The sequence below is a fragment of the Neobacillus drentensis genome, assembly GCF_036966985.1.
In the GTDB taxonomy this organism is placed as follows: domain Bacteria; phylum Bacillota; class Bacilli; order Bacillales; family Cytobacillaceae; genus Neobacillus; species Neobacillus drentensis_E.
The window spans coordinates 5,232-7,631 of record NZ_JBALSN010000366.1; the positions used below are offsets into that span (position 1 = coordinate 5,232).

Annotated in this window: 2 protein-coding genes and 1 pseudogene (1 of these 3 cut by a window edge); 1 reads left to right on the forward strand and 2 read right to left on the reverse strand. The window is 40.3% G+C overall.

Features of this window, described 5'->3' with window-relative positions:
* The first annotated feature begins 159 nt into the window (after positions 1 to 159).
* Complete coding sequence (locus V7659_RS22115; RefSeq protein ID WP_335542316.1) at positions 160 to 1,689, forward strand: FAD-dependent oxidoreductase; 1,530 nt, start codon at positions 160 to 162, stop codon at positions 1,687 to 1,689.
* Between the two features lie 59 nt (positions 1,690 to 1,748).
* Here V7659_RS22115 and V7659_RS22120 read toward each other — a convergent pair whose 3' ends face one another.
* Both V7659_RS22120 and V7659_RS22125 read right to left on the reverse strand, forming a co-directional pair.
* The gene (locus V7659_RS22120; RefSeq protein WP_283877705.1) at positions 1,749 to 1,883 is read right to left on the reverse strand and encodes a hypothetical protein; all 135 of its coding nucleotides are present in this window, start codon (positions 1,881 to 1,883) and stop codon (positions 1,749 to 1,751) included.
* A 56-nt stretch (positions 1,884 to 1,939) separates the two neighbouring features.
* Positions 1,940 to 2,400 (reverse strand): annotated as a pseudogene (locus V7659_RS22125) (amidase family protein) (it continues 1,019 nt past the right edge of the window).

Consider the following 2,400-nt stretch of genomic DNA (forward strand, 5'->3'; position numbering starts at 1 on the left):
GGAGTCATCGTGCCTTCCTCTCCAATCAACAGAGTGCCTAAATCAACATTAACCTTTAAACACAGCCTACGTTAAGAAAATCCTTCCTTGATTACATTTATTTTAACTTCTTTGGGAAAATTAATTATGATGTCATTTTTTTAGGCTGGAGGAGTATATATGCGTTCATCTGAAAAAATTCCACAATTCCCAAAAACGTATTGGCGTGAAATAGAATTACCATCTTTTAAGAAATTAACTGAAGATATATCTGTCGATGTTGCCATTGTTGGAGCGGGGATTACAGGGATTACAGCTGCTAATTTACTTTCGAAGCAGGGGGTAAAGGTGGCCATTTTAGAGGCTGGTAGTGTGTTGAATGGTACCACTGGACATACCACGGCGAAGGTAACCGCACAACACGGGTTAATTTATGATGAATTTATTAACCATTTTGGAGAGGAAAAGGCTAGACTGTATTTTGAATCACATATGAATGCCATACAATTTGTGGAAAGTAATGTGAACGAAAAAGGAATCGATTGTGATTTTAGCAAACAAGATGCTTATATTTATGCAGTCACTGATGAATATAAAAAAAAGCTAGTAACAGAGTGGGAAGCCTATAAACGACTTGATATAGATGGTGCATTAAAGGATACCATCCCATTCGATATTGAAGTGAAAGCTGCCTTAATGATGCGCAATCAGGCCCAGTTTCATCCCCTTAAATATTTAAAAGTTCTGTTGGATGAAGCAGTGCAAGCCGGATGTATGGTGTTTGAAAATACTACTGCTACCGACATTGAAGATGATGACCAGCAGTCAAAAGTTGTAACAAAATCCGGTTTCAACGTCACTTGTACTAAAGTGATCATTGCCTCTCATTTCCCATTTTACGATTTGCCAGGCCTTTATTTCGCGCGTATGTATGCGGATCGCTCATATGCAATCGGAATTAAAACAGATAAAGAGTACCCTGGTGGAATGTATATTAGTGCGGACAGTCCAACCCGCTCCATTCGTTATACACCGCTAAATGGGGAAAACCTGATTATTATTGGTGGGGAAAACCATAAAACAGGTCAAGGCATTGATACTATTGCCCATTTTGAAAATCTTGAAGCATTTGCGGAAGAAGTTTTTGGGATTAAGGAATATGATTACCGCTGGTCTGCACAGGATTTAGTTACACTGGACAAGCTCCCATATATTGGCCCAATCACTTCTGAACGGGAGCATATTTTAGTGGCTACGGGGTTTAAAAAATGGGGGATGACGACAGGAACCATGGCTGGCCGTTTATTATCAGATTATGTGTTAAACAACGAGAATCCATACAAAGAGCTTTATTCACCGTCCAGGTTCCATTCCGATCCGGATTTAAAAAGCATTGTCAGCACCAATGTGGATGTTGCCAAGCACCTCATCAAAGGCAAGCTTGAAATTGTTCCAGGAGACCCGGACGATCTGTCGGATGGCGAAGGATCTGTTGTGATGTATAACGGGAAAAGGGCGGGGGCCTATAAAGACGAAAACGGTAAGCTCTATATCGTTGATACCACTTGCACCCATCTTGGCTGTGAATGCGAATGGAACCATGCAGAAAAAACATGGGATTGTCCTTGTCACGGCTCACGGTATGCATATTCAGGCGATGTAATCGAAGGACCCGCTAAAAAAGCACTTAAATTACTTGCTGAAGAGTGAGACTTGGTTATTAACAAGTTACAAAAAGCGCCTCCTTGCTCAGAAGGAGGCGCGCTTTATTATTTACTATTTGGTCGATTGTGTTTTATCCCTTCACCAGTTGTAAATTCAACCAGTTCTTCACTATCTCTCATTGGCTTTTTGCGATTATTATTTCGCTGAGCATTTTGATTTCCTAGCTTCTGTCTTCCCATACCTACCAGCTCCTTTTTGAGAAATACATTGATAGTATGAGTGAAAATAATTAGTCTTATTCTTTTTCAAGGACCGGCGCTTTTCTAAATTTAGTCATTTGCTCAAATGCATAAGCCACTTCGATTAAAGATGGCTCGCTATATGCCGTTCCTGCAAAAGTAATCCCGACTGGCTCCCCTTCTGCCGTATAACCAGCTGGAACAGCAATGGATGGATAACCAGCTTTTGCACTAATATGAGAACCTTCTTCACTTGGAAAAACAATCACATCCAGGCTAAATGTTTCCAAAGCAAAATCAATTCCCTGTTTTTTCGAATGATAATGGTCGAACTCCAATGCGTTAACATAAGCTGCTTCTGTTAACGCTCCACTTGTTTCCTCAGACTTGATTAGGACCGCCTGACCGTATTTGAGCATTTTCTCTTCATTGTTCTTATTAAAATCAATGAGGTCGGATAAATTTCTAATGGGTATCGATGGATGGAGGCTGTTTAAATACGCATTAAGATCTGGTT

What these genes read in the sequence shown, in the direction of transcription:
- V7659_RS22115 (WP_335542316.1), top strand. Translation starts at nt 160, where the DNA reads ATGCGTTCATCTGAAAAAATTCCACAATTCCCAAAAACGTATTGGCGT.
- V7659_RS22120 (WP_283877705.1), bottom strand. Translation starts at nt 1,883, where the DNA reads ATGGGAAGACAGAAGCTAGGAAATCAAAATGCTCAGCGAAATAATAAT.